Genomic DNA, 18,600 nt, shown 5'->3' with positions numbered 1-18,600 from the left:
ATGAACTATTCAGAAATTATGATTCGCTATGGCGAGTTGTCAACCAAAGGGAAGAACAAGATGCGATTTGTCAACAAACTGCGCAATAATATTAAGCACGTCCTATCTGTCTATCCTGAAGTGACGGTTTATTTTGACCGTGACCGTGGTCATGTTTATTTGAATGGTGCTGATTATCAGGAAGTTTCAGCTTCATTGAAGAAGATTTTTGGTATTCAGAATTTCGCCCCATCTTATAAGATTGAAAAGTCTGTTCCAGCTTTGAAAGAAGCGGTTGTAGATATAATGCAGTCTATCTATAAAGATGGTATGACGTTTAAGATTGCGGCTCGTCGAAGCGACCACAGTTTTGAATTGGATAGCCGTGATCTTAACCAAGTCTTAGGTGATGCAGTCTTTACAGCCATTCCAAATGTACAGGTTCAGATGAAATCGCCAGATATTACCTTGCGAGTGGAAATTCGTCCAGATGCGGCCTATATTTCCCATGAAGAAGTCAAAGGGGCTGGTGGTCTGCCGGTTGGTACATCTGGAAAAGGAACCCTTATGCTTTCAGGTGGTATTGATTCTCCTGTTGCGGGTTACTTAGCACTTAAGCGTGGGGTAGAAATCGAAGCCCTTCACTTTGCCAGCCCACCTTATACTAGTCCTGGTGCTCTTAAAAAAGCACATGATTTAACCCGTAAATTGACTGCTTTTGGCGGTAATATCACCTTTATCGAAGTACCATTTACAGAAATTCAAGAGGAAATCAAAGAAAAAGCACCAGAAGCCTACTTGATGACCTTGACGCGTCGTTTCATGATGCGGATTACAGATCGAGTTCGTGAAGAGCGTGGTGCAATGGTGATTATCAATGGGGAAAGCTTGGGACAAGTTGCCAGCCAGACTTTGGAATCCATGCAGGCCATCAATGCGGTGACCAATACCCCTGTTATCCGTCCAGTCGTAACCATGGATAAGCTGGAAATCATTGATATTGCACAAGAGATTGATACTTTTGCTATTTCTATTCAGCCATTCGAAGATTGTTGTACCATCTTTGCCCCTGACCGTCCAAAAACCAATCCAAAAATTAAAAATGTTGAACAGTACGAAGCTCGCATGGATGTTGAAGCCTTGGTGGAACGTGCTGTAGCAGGAATTATCGTGACCGAAATCACACCCAAAGAAGAAGTGACAGATGAAGTGGATAATTTGATTGCTGATTTATTATAAATTGAGTTATAAATTGAATCTCCGATTTGCGGAGATTTTTTTTCTTCCTATAGTGAAATTTGTATGGTAAAATTATACATTGCAAAATATTTTTCTATATAAGGAGAAGTTATGAAAAAAGGAGCGCTAACAGGATTACTTCTGTTCGGCATGTTTTTTGGTGCGGGGAATTTGATTTTTCCTCCTGCACTTGGTGTACTTTCGGGTGAGAATTTCTGGCCGGCTATTTTAGGCTTTGTGGTTTCAGGTGTTGGGATCGCGGTTATAGCTTTGATTGTGGGAACTCTCAATCCCAAAGGCTATATTCATGAGATCTCACGGAAGATTTCACCGCTTTTTGCAACTGTTTATCTGGTAGCCTTATACTTGGCTATCGGACCCTTCTTTGCTATTCCACGGACTGCGACAACGGCTTTTGATATGGGGATTGCTCCCTTGTTGGAAGGGCAGAATCTACAAGTATGGTTGTTTGGTTTTACGGCCTTATATTTTGTAGCTGCTTATTTGATTTCACTGAATCCATCTCAAATTTTGAATAGTATTGGTCGTATTTTAACTCCTGTTTTTGCGATTCTGATTGTCATTCTGGTTGTACTTGGTATTGTGAAGTATGGTTCAATAAGTTCTCTCCCTGCTTCTGAAGCTTACTCAGCAGGTCAGGCTTTTGGTACTGGCTTTATCGAAGGGTATAATACTCTTGATGCTTTAGCTTCAGTTGCTTTCAGTGTGGTTGCTGTGGCAACTCTGAAACAGCTAGGTTTTGCTTCTAAAAAAGAATATGTTTCAACCATTTGGGGTGTGGGCATTGTTGTTGCCTTGGCTTTTAGTGCATTGTATGTAGGATTGGCTTTCTTGGGCAATCATTTCCCTGTTCCAGCAGATGTTTTGGCGTCCGATACCAACAAGGGTGTCTACGTCTTATCTCAAGCAACTCAAGCTATTTTTGGACCAAGTGCGCAGATTTTCTTGGCTGCTATGGTTATCGTAACCTGCTTCACTACAACAGCTGGTTTGATTGTGTCTTCTGGTGAATTTTTCGCTGAGCGTTTTCCACGTTTTAGCTACAAAGTATATGCGACTGTCTTTACCTTGATTGGTTTTGGTATTGCCAATCTTGGTTTGAGTAAGATTATTGCCTTCTCTATTCCAGTTCTTTTGATTCTGTATCCAATTACCATCTGTATCGTCTTGATTACCATTGTCAATAAATTTGTACCGCTTTCCACTTATGGTATGCAATTAACTGTGGGACTAGTGACTGTTTTATCATTGGTAGAAGTCTTGGCAGGTCAATTTGGTTGGGCAGCTATTTCAACAATCATTTCAGCTCTGCCATTGGCCGGACAATCACTAGCATGGTTATTGCCTGCTCTTGTCGGAATCGTTCTTTCACTTTTCTTGCCAAACAAGCAGGAGAGCGAAGTTTTCGAAATGTAAAAAAATGATACAAAACACTTGCATTTGCAGGTGTTTTTGTTATAATAGGAGTGTTGACTATGCACACCCTGTGCAACCGCACGAATGCCGTTTAAGTGGTTCGTCCCACGGTACTAGGCGAGTCTTCACATAAAATTCGGGCAGAGCCCAAAAATCATAGGAGGTGCATAATGAGCACATACGCAATCATTAAAACTGGCGGCAAACAAGTTAAAGTTGAAGTCGGTCAAGCTATCTACGTTGAAAAATTGAACGTTGAAGCAGGTCAAGAAGTTACTTTCGAAGAAGTAGTTCTTGTTGGTGGTGAGAAAACTGTTGTGGGTACTCCACTCGTAGCAGGCGCTACTGTTGTTGGTACTGTTGAAAAACAAGGTAAACAGAAAAAAGTTGTTACCTTCAAGTACAAACCTAAAAAAGGTAGCCACCGTAAACAAGGTCACCGTCAACCTTACACAAAAGTTGTTATCAACGCTATCAACGCTTAAGGCGTAGCTTGAAGCAATCATTACAGAAATTCGGAGGAATAACATATGTTAAACTTGAATCTTGCTAACTTGCAATTTATGGCCCACAAAAAAGGTGGAGGTTCAACGTCAAACGGTCGTGACTCACAAGCGAAACGCCTTGGTGCGAAAGCTGCTGACGGCCAAACTGTATCAGGTGGTTCAATCCTTTACCGCCAACGTGGTACAAAAATCTACCCAGGAGCTAACGTAGGTCGTGGTGGAGATGACACTCTTTACGCTAAAGTAGAAGGCGTTGTACGTTTCGAACGTAAAGGTCGCGATAAGAAACAAGTATCTGTTTACCCAATCGCTAAGTAAAAAAATGGTCCAGTGGACCATTTTTTCTTGGGCTCTAGAAACAGAAGAAGCGCAAATGGTCCAGTGGACCATTTTTTCTTGCCTTTTTGAATTAAATGAAAGGCAAGGTTCGGGGAACCTTTTTAGCAACTCTCCTTGAAATAAAAGAGAGAGTTGAGCTAGAAATAGCAAACAATAGGCTTTCCGAGATTTCGGAGGACCTGTTTTTTTGTTTTTCTAGCTATCATTTTTTACATATGATTGAATGTAACTTGCCCAGGTGTTGGTAGTTATATAAAAAGTTATCAGTTGAAAATGAACATGTTAATGTAGGTTGACTGACAAGAGCAATATATGGTAGTATAACCATACAATAGAATGAAGGGAGGCGATTCAAATGAAAGGAATAGTAAGATATTTTAGAAAACAAGGAATCAAGTGTAAGGAGGTTAGGGCAAATTAACCTCCGAAAGGAGAAAATAATGAAGATTGTAGCAATAAGGGATTCAGTTGTAAAAGCTGAGATTATTAAAACGGTATTGACAGATTTACCTGAGTGGTTTGGCTTACCTGAAAGCACTAAAGAATATATTCAGGATGGGAGTTTGCTGCCGTTGTGGGCCGCATTTGACGAAGATGAGCCAGTAGGATTCGTAACCTTAACGAGCACCTCTGACGATTGTGGGGAAGTTCACTGTATGGGTGTTAAAAAATCTCATCATCGAAAAGGACTGGGACGAGCGTTGATGCAAGCATTAGAAGGAGAGGCGAGAAAATCTTATGCCTATCTACAAGTCAAAACGGTTGACCAAGGGCATTATAAAGAATATGATCAGACGATTGGATTTTATCACTCTTGTGGCTTTGCTAAGTTGGAAGTTTTTCCAAACTTGTGGGACGAATGGAATCCCTGTCTTATCATGATTAAAAAGTTATAGTCACTTACCGCCAGCAATTTTGCTGGTGGTTTTATTATGTGGTATAATAGAAAGATAGGAAAAATGGAATGAAGAAAGGATGGATCGATGAATATTCAACAGCTTCGCTATGTGGTAGCTATCGCCAACAGCGGGACTTTTCGTGAGGCGGCGGAGAAGATGTATGTATCTCAGCCTAGTTTGTCCATTTCTATTCGTGATTTGGAGAAAGAGTTAGGTTTTCAAATTTTTAGTCGAACTAATTCAGGGACTTATTTGACACAAAAAGGAATGGAATTCTATGAGAAAGCACAGGATTTGGTCAAGGGATTTGATCAGTTTGAGCATCTCTATTTGCAACCTGAAGAGGGAGAAAAGACCTTTTCAATTTCAAGTCAACATTATGACTTTCTTCCTCCGCTGATTACGGAGTTCTCACGTAACCACCCTCAATACCCTCATTTTCGCATTTTTGAATCCACTACAGTACAAATCTTAGATGAGGTTGCTCAAGGATACAGTGAGATTGGCATTATTTACTTGAACGAGAAAAATACAAAAGGTATCATGCAGAAATTGGATAAACTTCGATTGGAAGTTGAGGATTTAGCATATTTTCAAACTCATATTTATCTTCGGGAAAATCACCCTTTGACAAGAAAGTTAGAAATCACTCCTGAAGATTTGGTTGGGTTACCAACTGTGCGCTTTACTCAAGAGAAAGAAGCTTATCTTTATTATTCAGAGAATTTGATTGATACTTCGGACTCCTCAGTGGTATTTGATGTGACAGACCGTGCTACCTTGAATGGTATTTTGGAGAGAACAGATGCTTACGCAACTGGTTCAGGTTTTTTGGATAAGGAAAGTGTTAATGGCATTACAGTGATTCCATTTAAAGATCAGGGGGAAAATCGTATGGTTTATGTTAAGCGAGTAAATGACGATTTAACGCCATGTGCCAACGATTTTATAATAGCTATGAAAGAATATTTTAATAAAAAGAAGGATGAAGATGCGTAAAGTTGGATTTCCGTTATTAGTAGTAGTTTTAATTAGTCTTGATCAGCTGGTTAAATATTGGACTGTAAACAATGTTGAATTGGGGACAGTACGAGATTTTATTCCTGGTTTTATGAGTTTATCTTATTTGAGAAACTATGGCGCAGCTTGGTCAATCTTGCAAAACCAACAATGGTTTTTTACACTTGTTACTTTAGTTGTTGTAGCGGGTTTGGTTTGGTATTATATTAAAAATATCGAGGGAAACTTGCTCACACTTGCTAGCCTATCATTAGTTTTAGCAGGTGCTTTAGGAAATTTTATTGATCGAGTGAGATTGGGCTATGTAGTAGATATGTTTCATCTGGATTTGTTTAGCTTCCCAGTATTTAATGTGGCAGACATCTGCTTGACAATTGGTGTGGCTATATTATTTATTTGTATTATGAAAGAAGAGAGTAATGGAAGTAAGAGTTGAGATTGATGGAGTGCGTTTGGATAAGGCATTGTCGGATTTGACTGACTTATCCCGTTCGGTTGCCAATGAGCAAATTAAGGCTGGTCAGGTTTTGGTCAATGGTCAGCCTAAAAAGGCAAAGTACAGTGTACAGGTTGGCGATGTGATTTCCTATCAAGTTCCAGAAGTCGAAGAAATCGACTACGTTGCTGAGGACATTCCTTTAGATATTGTCTTTCAGGATGAGGATGTGGCTGTGGTCAATAAACCTCAGGGAATAGTGGTCCATCCATCAGCAGGCCACACATCAGGAACATTGGTTAATGCCCTTCTGTATCATGTGAAAGATTTATCTGGTATTAATGGTGTCCTTCGTCCTGGTATTGTCCATCGGATTGACAAGGATACCTCCGGTCTGCTCATGATTGCTAAGAATGACGATGCTCATACCAAGCTAGCAGCGGAGTTGAAAGATAAGAAATCCCTTCGTAAGTATTGGGCTATTGTTCATGGTAACCTCCCAAACGATCGTGGTTTGATTGAGGCACCAATTGGTCGTTCTGAGAAAGACCGGAAGAAACAGGCTGTGACCGCTAAAGGAAAAGAAGCAGTCACGCGCTTTCAGGTTTTGGAACGTTTTGGTGAATATACTTTGGTGGAATTGACATTGGAAACAGGTCGAACCCATCAAATCCGTGTCCACATGGCTTATATTGGTCATCCAGTTGCTGGTGATGAAGCATATGGTCCAAGAAAAACGCTCAAAGGGCATGGTCAATTTCTTCATGCTAGAACTCTTGGATTTACCCATCCGAGAACTGGAGAGGTAGTTGAGTTTACGGCAGAAGCGCCAGCTATTTTCCAAGAAACACTTGAGAAGCTACGCAGGTCTAATGGTTGATGAAAACCTGTTCATCTTGCCCATTTTCCCAATACATGCTATACTAGAAAACGAAAAAATGTAAGGAGTTTGAAAAAACATGGAAACTTTACCAAATTGCCCTAAATGTAATTCTGAGTATGTCTATGAAGATGGCGCTCTCTTGGTCTGCCCTGAGTGTGCCTATGAGTGGAACCCAGCAGATGTAGCTGAGGAAGAAAGTGGTCCTGTTGCAATCGATGCGAACGGTAATCGTTTGGCAGATGGCGATACTGTAACACTTATCAAAGATTTGAAAGTTAAGGGTGCGCCTAAAGATTTGAAACAAGGTACACGTGTAAAAGGTATTCGTATCGTTGAGGGTGATCATAACATTGATTGTAAAATCGACGGTTTTGGTGCTATGAAACTAAAATCTGAATTTGTTAAGAAAATCTAATTTATGTCAAACTGAAAGGACTGGTTATCCAGTCTTTTCACGTTTTTGAAAGGATATTATGAAACATCAAAGTATTTTATTTTACAGTAGATGCTTGTTAGCCATTTTAGCCATCATGGGTACCGCCTTAGAAATCATTAAATACGGTGTCGGCATGCTCATGTATTATACGGTACAATCTAACTTATTGGTATCTCTGTTTGCGGTCTATATGGTTTATGCTATGACCAAAGGGGTGGATTTACAGACGTCACGTTTCCTTCGCATAAAGGCGGCGGTAACCATGTCTATCATGATTACCTGTGTTGTTTATCACTTCATGTTGGCACCTTTAGCAGACGATTTCTGGCGCGTGGAAAATCTACTCTGCCATTATATTGTTCCCCTCTATTTCTTGCTAGATACCTTGCTTGTGGACCGCCAACAGCAGTACAAATGGTTCGATCCGATTTGGTGGACGCTTTTGCCTGTTCTCTACATGATTTTTGGTCTAGTCAATGGTCTATTCATAAAAATTCCAATCCCAGATGCCAAGGATAGCCCTTTTGCTTATTTCTTTCTCAACGTACCTAAGTATGGTTGGGGTTATGTCTTAACCTATGCTGGTGTTATTTTTATAGCCTATCACTTAGCTGGCTTTCTTTTGGCAGGAATTAAATCGGTTAGGCTTAAGCGATTTGTGATGAAACAAACCTAATCCTAGGTAAAATCCGAAAGTTTTATACTTTTTTAGAAAAACATTTGTCAGACTGTCTAATTTGTGCTATACTTGGACCAATAAATCCTTTAAATACTGTCCCGTGAGGCAGGTAAGGAGTCGAGTGTTAAGCAGGTTGGTCTAGACTAGCCTATATTTTCATGGTCTCCTTGTATTAAAGGAGACTTTTTTCAATTTTTTGGAGGTCTTTATGAAGACAAAAGAAATCGTTGATGATATGACCATGAAGCGTGCAATTACTCGTATTACTTATGAGATTATTGAACGCAATAAAAATTTGGAAAATATCGTTCTTGCTGGAATAAAAACCCGTGGTGTTTTCATTGCTAAGAGAATTCAAGAGCGGCTGAAACAATTAGAAGGAATTGAAGTACCACTTGGGGAGCTAGATACTAAGCCTTTTCGAGATGACATCAAAGTAACAGAAGATGCTACTAGCATGACGGCTGATGTCAATAATCGAGACGTTATTTTAATAGATGATGTACTTTATACTGGTCGAACTATTCGTGCGGCGATTGATAATGTAGTCTCTCTAGGACGTCCTTCGCGTGTTAGTTTAGCAGTTTTAGTTGACAGAGGTCATAGAGAGTTACCAATTCGGGCTGATTATGTTGGAAAAAATATTCCGACCAGTCGTTCGGAGGAGATTATTGTCCACATGACGGAGACAGATGGAGAAGATGTAGTTCTTCTTGTAGAAGCTGATTAATGGATGGATTTTATTTTCAAAAAGGCAGGTAAATCACATGATAGATGCAAATGGACACGTATCGCTTAAGCACCTGGTTACAATGGAGACCCTTTCGAATGAAGAAGTTCTAGGCCTGATTCATCGCGGGATTGCCTTCAAAAAAGGGGAGGGAGAAATCCAGCTGGGACGTCAGTATTTTGTTTCCAACCTCTTCTTTGAAGATTCGACACGAACCCATAAGTCTTTTGAAATGGCTGAGTTAAAATTGGATATGAAAATGATTGACTTTGATGCTCGAACTAGCTCTGTTAATAAGGGGGAGACCCTCTATGACACGATTTTAACCATGTCAGCTTTGGGAGTGGATATCTGTGTTATCCGACATTCTGAGGTTGATTATTACAAGCAGTTGATCGATAGCCCAACTATTCAGACAGCTATCGTTAACGGTGGAGATGGTTCAGGACAGCATCCGAGTCAATCTTTACTAGATTTGATGACCATTTATGAGGAATTTGGTACCTTTGAAGGGTTGAAGATTGCTATTGCAGGGGATATTACACATTCTCGTGTTGCAAAATCAAATATGCAAATTCTAAAGCGTTTGGGGGCTGAGATTTTCTTTGCTGGTCCAGAAGAGTGGTATTCTGAAGAATTTGATGTTTACGGTCAGCATTTGAATATTGATGATATTGTCGAAACAGTAGATGTCTTAATGTTACTCCGTGTACAGCACGAGCGTCATGATGGAGATGGAGGATTCTCTAAAGAAACCTATAATCGTCTACATGGCTTGACAGATGAGCGTTACAAACGTTTGAAAGACACTGCAATTGTTATGCATCCAGCTCCTGTCAATCGTGATGTAGAAATTGATGATCATTTGGTGGAAGCACCTAAATCGCGTATTGTTCGTCAGATGCAAAATGGAGTTTTTGTGCGAATGGCTATTTTAGAGGCCGTATTAAATGGTAAAGCCTAGCTATAGAGATTCTTTGATATGAGATAGAAAGTAGAGATATGAAGAAACGACTATTAATTTTAGAGGATGGAACGATTTTCGAGGGAGAAGCTTTTGGAGCTGACATTGATGTCACAGGTGAACTAGTCTTTTCGACAGGTATGACCGGCTATCAGGAATCCATTACAGACCAATCATACAATGGTCAAATTCTAACCTTTACTTATCCACTTGTAGGTAATTATGGAGTGAACCGTGATGATTATGAATCTATTCGGCCAACCTGTAAGGGTGTAGTGGTCAGTGAATGGGCACGTCGTGCAAGTAATTGGCGAAATCAAATGACATTGGATGAATTTTTGAAAGCAAAGAATATTCCAGGAATTGCTGGAATTGACACACGCGCATTGACAAAAATAATTCGTCAACATGGTACCATGAAAGCAACTCTTGCCAATGTAGGTGATTCTGTAGAACATTTGACTGATCAGTTGAGAGCAACTGTTTTACCTACTAATAACATTCAACAAGTATCGACCAAAACAGCTTATCCAGCTCCAGGAATTGGTCGCAGTGTAGTACTGGTAGATTTTGGATTGAAACATTCCATTCTTAGAGAACTGGCAAAACGCGATTGCAATGTGACAGTTGTTCCTTATGACACAACGGCCGAAGAAATTCTTGCTTTGGATCCTGATGGGGTGATGTTATCTAATGGACCTGGCAATCCGGATGATGTTCCAGAAGCTTTGGATATGATTCGTGGAATTCTAGGGAAGATTCCGATTTTTGGTATCTGTATGGGACACCAATTATTTGCTAAAGCAAATGGTGCCCAGACCTATAAAATGAAATTTGGACACCGTGGCTTTAACCATGCTGTACGAGAGATTGCGACAGGGCGTGTTGATTTTACTAGTCAAAACCATGGCTATGCTGTGTCTAGAGAAGATTTACCAGATAGCCTTATGATTACGCATGAAGAAATCAATGACTTATCAGTCGAAGGGGTACGTCATAAGTATTATCCAGGATTTTCTGTGCAATTCCATCCGGATGCTGCTCCTGGTCCACATGATGCAAGCTACCTCTTTGATGAATTTATGGAGTTGATCGACTCATTTCAAAAGTAGTGCTGGATCCAATGAGCATAAAATATATAACGATAACTTAGTGTTTATAGCTAATCAGTAAATAGCTCTAGTTATTACAGTCATTTAGCTCACAAATCCATTATATTAGGAAGTAAGAGTTTATTTTCTTTGACTAATCAATTGAAAATTATTTAATGTCGCCCAGAGAGGCGACGAATAGAAAGGCAAGGGACAGGTCAATGGTTGCAAGCAATTCATTTCCCTACGCCAGCCTCTATAGAGGCCTGGCTATCCCCTGCACTAGCTTTCATAATGAATATTGTCGATTTCATTATGAAAGCGTCGGACTTATCTTATTTAATGTCGCTCAGAGAGGCGACAAATAGAAAGGAGAAGATACAGGTTCGAATAAGATTTGATTTTCATATTCGAACACGCCCTAAGGACTGTGCGAAAAAGATAAACGTCTTCTTGATGCTTGAAGCATCAGCGTTGCGTTTCCTATTTTCGCTTTATCCTCTTAACGGGCTTTGTATCATACATTATGCCTAAACGTACGGATATTAAAAAAATTATGGTGATTGGTTCTGGTCCGATTATTATCGGTCAGGCTGCGGAGTTTGATTATGCTGGGACTCAGGCTTGTTTGGCCTTGAAAGAAGAGGGCTACAGTGTCGTCTTGGTCAATTCAAACCCTGCTACCATTATGACAGACAAGGAAATTGCGGACAAGGTTTATATTGAACCGATCACGCTTGAATTTGTCACACGGATTTTACGCAAAGAGCGTCCAGACGCGCTTTTGCCAACACTTGGTGGTCAGACTGGTCTAAATATGGCTATGGAATTATCAAAAGCTGGTATTTTAGATGAACTTGGCGTGGAGTTATTGGGTACGAAACTATCTGCTATTGACCAAGCAGAAGACCGTGACCTCTTCAAACAACTCATGGAAGATCTCAATCAACCAATTCCTGAATCAACGATTGTGACGACAGTCGATGAGGCTTTGGAATTTGCTCAAGAAATTGGTTACCCAGTCATTGTTCGTCCAGCCTTCACGCTCGGTGGAACTGGTGGTGGTATGTGTGCCAATGAAGAAGAATTGCGTGAAATCGCAGAAAACGGTCTGAAATTATCACCTGTTACCCAGTGTTTGATTGAGCGCTCGATAGCTGGTTTCAAGGAAATTGAATACGAAGTCATGCGCGATGCTGCAGATAACGCCTTGGTTGTATGTAACATGGAAAACTTTGATCCAGTTGGTATACACACAGGCGACTCCATCGTATTTGCGCCAACACAGACACTTTCAGATATTGAAAACCAAATGCTACGTGATGCCAGTCTCAGCATTATCCGTGCCCTCAAAATTGAGGGTGGTTGTAATGTGCAGTTGGCTTTGGATCCACATAGTTTCAAATACTATGTCATCGAGGTTAACCCTCGAGTATCACGTTCATCAGCCTTGGCATCAAAAGCGACAGGTTATCCTATTGCCAAATTGGCAGCGAAAATTGCGGTTGGCTTGACCTTGGATGAAATGGTCAACCCTGTTACTGGAACAACCTATGCCATGTTTGAACCAGCTCTTGACTACGTTGTGGCAAAAATCCCTCGTTTCCCATTTGATAAGTTTGAAAAAGGGGAACGCCGCCTTGGTACCCAGATGAAGGCAACCGGTGAGGTCATGGCGATTGGTCGTAACATTGAAGAAAGTTTGCTCAAGGCTTGTCGCTCTTTGGAAATCGGTGTTTATCACAATGAAATGCCTGAACTCAGCACGGTTACAGATGATGAGTTAGTTGAGAAAATTGTTAAGGCACAGGATGACCGACTTTTCTATCTATCTGAAGCGTTAAGACGTGGCTTCACGGTTGAAGAATTAGCTCAATTAACAAAGATTGATATTTTCTTCCTTGATAAATTGCTCCATATCTTAGAACTTGAGCAGGAATTGGCAATCAATCATGACAATATCGAATTGCTGAAAAAAGCGAAGAAGTACGGTTTTGCTGACCGAAAGATTGCAGAGCTTTGGGGACGGACAGAATCCTATATTCGTCAATTACGTACGGAACATAAGATTGTACCAGTCTACAAGATGGTGGATACCTGTGCGGCGGAGTTTGAAAGTTCCACGCCATATTTCTATTCGACTTATGAATGGGAAAATGAGTCTATCCGAACGGAGAAAGAATCTGTCTTGGTTCTAGGATCTGGTCCGATTCGTATTGGTCAAGGTGTAGAATTTGACTACGCTACGGTTCATTCTGTCAAAGCCATTCAGGCTGCGGGTTACGAGGCTATCATCATGAACTCAAACCCTGAAACCGTGTCAACTGACTTCTCAGTTTCAGACAAGCTCTATTTCGAGCCACTAACTTTGGAAGATGTTTTGAATGTCATTGACTTGGAGCAACCGAAAGGGGTTATCGTCCAATTTGGTGGGCAAACTGCAATCAATTTGGCAGAGCCCTTGGCAAAAGCTGGTATTCCAATCCTTGGTACTCAAGTAGAGGACTTGGACCGTGCGGAAGACAGGGATTTGTTTGAAAAAGCCCTAAAAGATTTAGGCATTCCTCAGCCACCAGGTCAAACCGCAACCAACGAAGAGGAAGCTCTAGAAGCGGCCCGCAAAATTGGTTTCCCGGTACTTGTTCGTCCCTCTTATGTCTTGGGCGGACGTGCTATGGAGATCGTCGAAAATGAAGAGGATTTGCGTTCCTATATGAGAACCGCGGTCAAGGCTTCGCCAGAACACCCAGTTTTGGTTGATTCGTATATCGTTGGTCGAGAATGTGAAGTCGATGCGATTTCAGATGGTAAGGATGTCTTGATTCCAGGTATTATGGAACACATCGAGCGTGCTGGGGTTCACTCAGGTGACTCGATGGCTGTTTATCCACCACAAACCTTGTCTAAAGCAGTACAAGCAACCATTGCGGACTATACTAAACGATTAGCATTTGGTCTCAACTGTATCGGCATGATGAATATCCAGTTTGTCATCAAAGATGAAACGGTCTATGTTATCGAAGTCAATCCTCGTGCTAGTCGTACAGTGCCATTCTTGTCAAAAGTGACTGATATTCCAATGGCGCAAGTTGCTACCAAGTTAATTTTGGGGCAAAACCTTGCTGAACTTGGCTATGAGGATGGACTGTATCCTGAAAGCCAGCAAGTTCATGTCAAAGCTCCAGTATTCTCCTTTACTAAACTTGCAAAAGTTGACAGTCTGTTAGGACCAGAAATGAAATCAACTGGTGAGATTATGGGGTCTGATGCAACGCTTGAAAAAGCTCTTTACAAAGCTTTTGAAGCAAGTTACCAACATTTAGAAGAATTTGGTAATGTTGTCTTTACAATTGCTGATGAAGATAAGGAAGAAGCCCTTAGTTTAGCACGTCGATTCCACGAACTAGGTTATGGTATATTTGCAACAGCTGGAACAGCGGAGTTTCTTGTTGAACATGGCTTATCGGTGACACCAGTAGGAAAATTGGGTGATATTGATAATTATGATATTCCAAGTCTCATCCGAACAGGTAAAGTACAAGCTATCATCAATACCGTTGGTAAAAAACGAGTTGCCGAAGGGGATGGTCAAGTGATTCGAAGTTCTGCTATTGAAGGTGGAGTTCCGCTCTTTACAGCTCTTGATACAGCAGAAGCAATGGTAAAAGTGCTGGAAAGTCGTAGTTTTACAACTCAAGCTATTTAATAAAAAGATAGCCTCGCAAGAGGTTGTCTTTTTATTGTTGTAATAATCTAATATAGAATGTAAATTTTGTAATTAATACCCTTCGAAAATCAAAATTAACCGTTGTCAGCTTTCCTTGATGATTTATAAGCTCCAGTGGAACTTATAAATCTGTTACCTTAATAGAGTTATATCGTCTGTTTCATTTCCTAGGCTACTTTTGATTTTTATCGAGTATAAGATGAAAGCATTAAGAGATAGAATCATTGCTTGCTGATGATTAAGAAACTGTAGACAGGTAGAGAACGACAGTCACGGACCGATGTTTTTTGGTATAATGGAAGAACAGAATAGGAGTGTCGTATGAAAATTAACCTACAGAAAGATTTAGAGAAGTATCAGCTAACCATCGCCTACACTGCTCCAGCTAGTTTGAAGGAAGCGTGGGACTTGCTAGCGACAGATGCTGGATTTTCCCTCTGGTTTCCTCAGTTGAAGATTGAAGAGGGCAAACTAGTTTTTGAGATGGAAAACTTCCGTGAAACCATGGACCTATTGGCTTACCGGCCGCATGAAGAGATTGCTTATAGTTGGGATAGGGCTAAGGTTACTTTTAGCTTGAGTCAGCAGGAGCAAGAAACTCACATTCTCTTTGAAGAAGAAATCCCTGTTGATTTTGGCAATAAGTTTGCGGATGCTAAAAAAGATATGACTGGCTGGTTAGTCCAAAATGAATGTATCCAAGCACTTTTACATCATCAAGAATTGCCTGACCACAAGCCCTTGCAGGAAAAATGGGCTGCATTTTTGGAAGAAGAGTTGAAACAAGTTTAGAAAAGGAAGAGATTGCTATGCATCAAATTACTTGCCCTCATTGCGATACCGTTTTTACGGTCAATGAAACAGAATATAGTCAGCTTTTAGCCCAAGTACGTGGTGCGGAGTTTGAAAAGGAAATCCATGACCGCTTGGAGCGGGAACGGGAATTATTGACTCAGAGAGCAGAAAATGAGTTGCAGACTAAACTGGGTGATAAGGACAAGGAAATCCTTGAACTGACAGCAAGACTGGATAAACTGTCTAGTCAGACAGAGTTGGAAATTCGCTCTGCCATGTCCCAAAAAGACCAAGAAATCCAAGAGCTCAAGGCTCAATTGGGGCAAATCGAGCTAGCCAAGGAGTTGGAGTTGCAGCAGGCGGTGGCTCAGGTTGAGAAGGAGCGTGACGCGGCTCAAAATGCCTTGGCGGTGCAGGAGCAGAAGCAGGAATTGGCGCTGGCGACCACCCGTCAGGAGTACGAGGTGCGGCTCAAGGCAGCGGATGAGCAGGTGGAATTTTACAAGAATTTCAAGGCCCAGCAGTCCACCAAGGCGATCGGCGAGAGTTTGGAGCTCTATGCCGAGGCGGAATTCAATAAAGTGCGGCAGTTGGCCTTTCCAAATGCCTACTTTGAGAAGGATAATCAGGTGTCGGCGCGTGGCTCTAAGGGCGATTACATTTATCGGGAGCTGGACGAGAATGGGGTGGAAATCATCTCCATTATGTTTGAGATGAAGAACGAGGCGGATGATACGGTCAAGAAGCACAAGAACGAGGACTTTTTCAAGGAGTTGGACAAGGACCGTCGGGAGAAGGACTGCGAGTATGCGGTTTTGGTGACCATGTTGGAGGCGGACAACGACTACTACAACACTGGTATCGTGGATGTCAGCCACAAGTACGAGAAGATGTACGTGGTCCGTCCCCAGTTCTTTATTCAGTTGATAGGGCTTTTGCGAAATGCTGCGCTCAACAGTTTGAAGTACAAGCAGGAGTTGGCCTTGGTCAGAGAACAGCATATCGACATTACCCACTTTGAAGAAGATTTGGCGACCTTCAAAACAGCCTTTGCCAAGAACTACCAGTCAGCCAGTACCAATTTCCAAAAGGCTATTGATGAAATCGACAAGGCCATCAAGCGAATGGAGGCGGTCAAGGCAGCCCTAACTACCAGCGAAAACCAGCTACGACTGGCGAATAACAAGCTGGAAGACGTTTCTGTCAAAAAACTAACCCGTAATAACCCTACCATGAAAGCCAAGTTTGAGGCGTTGAAAGAGGACTAGGATGAACACAATCGACCTAAATCTGCCTGTTGCAGAGATTATTCACAAACACCCAGAAGTTAAGGACATTTTGGTGGAACTTGGTTTCAAGCCACTGAGCAATCCAGCCATGCTCAACACAGTTGGCAAGGTGACCAGTCTTAAGACAGGATCCAAGATGACCAAGATTCCACTAGAACGTATCCAGCAGGTTTTGGAATGCAATGGATATGAAGTGATTGGAGGAGAGAAATGAGTGACCAACGGATTGAGATTTTGAAGAATATTCTCTTGGACTTGCACAATGGTGCCAGTCCAGAGTCTGTACAAGATCAGTTTAATCAGCATTTTACGGGAGTTTCTGCCCTCGAAATCTCCCTAATGGAGCATGAGCTCATGTCTAGCGACACGGGCATCACTTTTGAAGACGTCATGAGTCTCTGCAATATCCACGCCAACCTTTTCAAAGGAGCCATTGCAGATGTGGAAGTGGCGGATATGGACCAGGAAGGGCACCCTGTCTATGTCTTCAAGCAAGAAAACTTAGCACTGCGAGCGGCCCTCTTACGCATCCGCCGTATCCTTGACCAGTATGAGCAGACAGAAGATGCAGAACTGCAAGACCAGCTCCAACAAGGTTTGACACGCCAGTTTGGCCTCCTCGGTCAATTTGAAAACCACTATACCCGCAAGGAGAGGGTCTTCTTTCCCATTATGGAACGCTACGGTCACGATGCACCGCCTAAGGTCATGTGGGGCGTGGACGACGAGATTCGCGACCTCTTTAAGGCGGCTCGCAAGGCACTTGAAGGAGGCGACATAGCTGCGACACGTGCCCACTTTGAAAACTTCGCCAAGGAGTTCGAGAAGATGATTTTCAAGGAAGAAGCCATACTTCTCATGATTTTGCTGGAGATTTTCACTCAAGACGACTGGCTCCAAGTGGCAGAAGATAGCGATGCCTATGGTTATGCCATTATCAAGCCGACAGCCAAGTGGGTACCTCATCGGGAGTCTTTTGGGGAAATAGCAGAGCAGGAAGCAGAAAGTGTTTCTTCGCAGGTAGCCAGTCCAAACCAGCAGATTATCGATACGCCAGAAGGCCAGTTCACCATTACCTTCACACCCAAGAAAAAATCGGAATCTGTTCAGGACAGAACCTGTCCGCAGACCTTTGGAAACGGGTATTTGTCTGTCGAACAGGCCAATCTGATTCTCAATCATTTACCATTGGAATTAACCTTTGTCAACAAGGACGATATTTTCCAATATTACAATGATAGCCACCCAGTAGAAGACATGATTTTCAAACGAACTCCGAGCCAGATTGGACGTCATGTGGAGCTCTGCCATCCACCCAAAATCATAGACAAGGTCAAGAAGATTTTTGAATTGCTCCGCACAGGGCAAAAAGAACAGGTGACCATGTGGTTCAAGTCCGAAAGTATGGGCAAGTTTGTCTATGTGGTCTATAAGGCCGTGCGTGATGACCAGGGAGAGTTTCAAGGCGTCTTGGAATACGTCCAAGATATTCAACCGTTTTTTGATATTGACAGCGATTTTCATAGGGATATCTAAATGGATTGTTGATGAGCTTGAGGGATAGTAGCCCCAAAGTTACAAGAGCAATTTGTAACCAGATGAATTGGTATGTTCTAAAAGAATAGAATGATACACAGGGGAGAAAATGAATGAAAACACAGGAATATTTAGCTCTATTAGTTGACGAAATTCATTCAGTCGTTATTGCGACTGTTGATAAAGAAGGAAAACCAGCAACTCGTGTAATCGATATGATGTATCAAGATGGAGAGTCAGTATATTTTCTTACTGCTAATACAAAGCCATTTTACCAGCAACTATTAGATAATTCTAATGTATCAATAACTGGTATGACCAGCGGCGAAAAGACCCTAGGTCGTAAAATGGTCTCTCTTAAAGGTCGTGTTCAATCACTTGGGAAAAAGAAGTTGGACATTTTGCTGGAAAGAAATCCCTATATGTATGATATCTATCCATCTGAAGAGAGTCGTCAAGTACTAGAGGTATTTAAAATGATACAAGCACAGGGTGAATTTTATGACTTATCTGTCTTACCACCACAAAGAGATAGCTTTAGAATTGAACCTAGAGAAAGTATATTTTACTAAATTTATTGAGGCAGTGTGCTGTGACATAAATACATACACTTCT

At 41.5% G+C, this 18,600-nt stretch carries 19 protein-coding genes and 1 other annotated feature; all 19 genes read left to right on the top strand.

Going from position 1 to position 18,600, the window contains the following annotated elements:
* Complete coding sequence (gene thiI, locus AC4CS8_RS05010; RefSeq protein WP_493893832.1) at positions 1-1,218, top strand: tRNA uracil 4-sulfurtransferase ThiI; 1,218 nt, start codon at positions 1-3, stop codon at positions 1,216-1,218.
* 111 nt (positions 1,219-1,329) lie between these two features.
* Positions 1,330-2,655, top strand: coding sequence for a branched-chain amino acid transport system II carrier protein (gene brnQ / locus AC4CS8_RS05005; protein WP_493893831.1), 1,326 nt, complete (start codon positions 1,330-1,332; stop codon positions 2,653-2,655).
* A gap of 64 nt (positions 2,656-2,719) precedes the next feature.
* Positions 2,720-2,790, top strand: a sequence feature (ribosomal protein L21 leader region).
* Positions 2,791-2,825: 35 nt separating this feature from the next.
* Complete coding sequence (rplU, locus tag AC4CS8_RS05000; RefSeq protein WP_002941330.1) at positions 2,826-3,140, top strand: 50S ribosomal protein L21; 315 nt, start codon at positions 2,826-2,828, stop codon at positions 3,138-3,140.
* Between the two features lie 45 nt (positions 3,141-3,185).
* A complete protein-coding gene (gene rpmA, locus AC4CS8_RS04995) occupies positions 3,186-3,479 on the top strand; it encodes a 50S ribosomal protein L27 (RefSeq protein ID WP_009909754.1) in 294 nt (97 codons plus the stop codon).
* Positions 3,480-3,940: 461 nt separating this feature from the next.
* Positions 3,941-4,396 carry a GNAT family N-acetyltransferase gene (locus AC4CS8_RS04990; RefSeq protein ID WP_105137443.1) on the top strand — a complete coding sequence of 152 codons (456 nt, stop codon included), beginning with the start codon at positions 3,941-3,943 and terminating at the stop codon, positions 4,394-4,396.
* Positions 4,397-4,483: 87 nt separating this feature from the next.
* Positions 4,484-5,398: a LysR family transcriptional regulator gene (locus tag AC4CS8_RS04985; RefSeq protein WP_493893830.1), complete on the top strand. Its 915-nt coding sequence runs from the start codon at positions 4,484-4,486 to the stop codon at positions 5,396-5,398.
* A complete protein-coding gene (gene lspA / locus AC4CS8_RS04980) occupies positions 5,391-5,855 on the top strand; it encodes a signal peptidase II (protein ID WP_493893829.1) in 465 nt (154 codons plus the stop codon). The genes AC4CS8_RS04985 and lspA overlap by 8 nt, the downstream gene beginning before the upstream one ends.
* Complete coding sequence (locus AC4CS8_RS04975; RefSeq protein ID WP_493893828.1) at positions 5,839-6,735, top strand: RluA family pseudouridine synthase; 897 nt, start codon at positions 5,839-5,841, stop codon at positions 6,733-6,735. Before lspA ends, AC4CS8_RS04975 begins: the two co-directional genes overlap by 17 nt.
* Before the next feature lie 79 nt (positions 6,736-6,814).
* Positions 6,815-7,153 carry a zinc ribbon domain-containing protein YjdM gene (locus tag AC4CS8_RS04970; RefSeq protein WP_012775074.1) on the top strand — a complete coding sequence of 113 codons (339 nt, stop codon included), beginning with the start codon at positions 6,815-6,817 and terminating at the stop codon, positions 7,151-7,153.
* Positions 7,154-7,211: 58 nt separating this feature from the next.
* The gene (locus tag AC4CS8_RS04965) at positions 7,212-7,850 is read left to right on the top strand and encodes a Pr6Pr family membrane protein (RefSeq protein ID WP_493893827.1); all 639 of its coding nucleotides are present in this window, start codon (positions 7,212-7,214) and stop codon (positions 7,848-7,850) included.
* 211 nt (positions 7,851-8,061) lie between these two features.
* A complete protein-coding gene (gene pyrR, locus AC4CS8_RS04960) occupies positions 8,062-8,583 on the top strand; it encodes a bifunctional pyr operon transcriptional regulator/uracil phosphoribosyltransferase PyrR (RefSeq protein ID WP_493893826.1) in 522 nt (173 codons plus the stop codon).
* Between the two features lie 37 nt (positions 8,584-8,620).
* A complete protein-coding gene (locus AC4CS8_RS04955) occupies positions 8,621-9,547 on the top strand; it encodes an aspartate carbamoyltransferase catalytic subunit (protein WP_493893825.1) in 927 nt (308 codons plus the stop codon).
* Between the two features lie 38 nt (positions 9,548-9,585).
* Positions 9,586-10,659, top strand: coding sequence for a carbamoyl phosphate synthase small subunit (locus AC4CS8_RS04950; protein ID WP_493893824.1), 1,074 nt, complete (start codon positions 9,586-9,588; stop codon positions 10,657-10,659).
* Between the two features lie 505 nt (positions 10,660-11,164).
* Positions 11,165-14,344, top strand: coding sequence for a carbamoyl-phosphate synthase large subunit (carB, locus tag AC4CS8_RS04945; RefSeq protein WP_493893823.1), 3,180 nt, complete (start codon positions 11,165-11,167; stop codon positions 14,342-14,344).
* A gap of 342 nt (positions 14,345-14,686) precedes the next feature.
* The gene (locus AC4CS8_RS04940) at positions 14,687-15,157 is read left to right on the top strand and encodes an SRPBCC family protein (protein WP_493893822.1); all 471 of its coding nucleotides are present in this window, start codon (positions 14,687-14,689) and stop codon (positions 15,155-15,157) included.
* A gap of 17 nt (positions 15,158-15,174) precedes the next feature.
* Positions 15,175-16,428 (top strand): DUF2130 domain-containing protein, encoded by a 1,254-nt coding sequence (locus AC4CS8_RS04935; protein ID WP_493893821.1) that lies wholly within the window; start codon positions 15,175-15,177, stop codon positions 16,426-16,428.
* Between the two features lies 1 nt (position 16,429).
* Positions 16,430-16,663 carry a DUF1858 domain-containing protein gene (locus AC4CS8_RS04930; RefSeq protein ID WP_493893820.1) on the top strand — a complete coding sequence of 78 codons (234 nt, stop codon included), beginning with the start codon at positions 16,430-16,432 and terminating at the stop codon, positions 16,661-16,663.
* On the top strand, positions 16,660-17,985 hold the full coding sequence (locus AC4CS8_RS04925) for a DUF438 domain-containing protein (protein WP_493893819.1): 1,326 nt from the start codon (positions 16,660-16,662) through the stop codon (positions 17,983-17,985). Before AC4CS8_RS04930 ends, AC4CS8_RS04925 begins: the two co-directional genes overlap by 4 nt.
* 113 nt (positions 17,986-18,098) lie before the next feature.
* A complete protein-coding gene (locus tag AC4CS8_RS04920; protein ID WP_493893818.1) occupies positions 18,099-18,557 on the top strand; it encodes a pyridoxamine 5'-phosphate oxidase family protein in 459 nt (152 codons plus the stop codon).
* Positions 18,558-18,600 lie beyond the last annotated feature (43 nt).

The sequence above is a fragment of the Streptococcus sp. NSSLK0004 genome, assembly GCF_059039125.1.
This window is presented reverse-complemented; position numbering and strand designations above follow the sequence as displayed.